This window comes from Rhodoplanes roseus (genome assembly GCF_003258865.1).
Taxonomy (GTDB): domain Bacteria; phylum Pseudomonadota; class Alphaproteobacteria; order Rhizobiales; family Xanthobacteraceae; genus Rhodoplanes; species Rhodoplanes roseus.
The window spans coordinates 1-595 of the sequence record NZ_NPEX01000650.1 but is presented as its reverse complement, the minus strand read 5'-3'; the positions used below and the strand labels follow the sequence as shown (position 1 = coordinate 595).

The 595-nt window shown below is 73.6% G+C and carries 1 protein-coding gene; it reads left to right on the top strand.

Features of this window, described 5'->3' with window-relative positions:
- Positions 1-48 precede the first annotated feature (48 nt).
- Positions 49-510, top strand: coding sequence for a tripartite tricarboxylate transporter TctB family protein (locus CH341_RS31805; RefSeq protein ID WP_111423733.1), 462 nt, complete (start codon positions 49-51; stop codon positions 508-510).
- Positions 511-595 lie beyond the last annotated feature (85 nt).

Here is a 595-nt window from a genome sequence, read left to right as displayed (position 1 = left end):
GGCGGCGCCCCGGAATGACGGGCTTTGTGGAGCGCAGAGGGCTCTCTCATGACCGGGCTCTCGCTTCCGCGCTGGGCGGGCGACGCGGCGGTCGGGCTGGCGCTCGCCGTCGCCGGCGTCGCGCTGGCGATCATGGCGTGGCCGATACCGCGCGGCGAGGTCGGCAATCCGGGGCCGGGCTTCATGCCCTTCGTGCTCGGCCTCGCGCTGGTCGGGCTCGGGCTCGCCTGTGCGCTCCGCGCGCTGCGCGAGCACGACGCGACCGCGGTCGTGCTGGCCAACCGCAAGGCCGCGGTCTGCCTGGCGATGCTGCTCGCCGCCGCGCTCGCTTTCATTCCGGTGGGCTTCGTGCCGACCGTCGCGGTGATGCTGAGCGTGCTGTTCGCGGTGCTGGCCGGCATGCCGTGGTGGCGCGCCGCGCTCTCCGGCTGCGGCGCCAGCCTCGCGCTGTTCGCCGTGTTCCAGTACGCGCTGGGCCTCGGCCTGCCGGCGGGGATCTGGCCGTTCTGAGATTCTCCGCTCCGGTCATTCCGGGGCGCGCCGCAGGCGCGAACCCGGAATCCAACCGGGACTTCAGAGCCTGTCGCTGGATTCC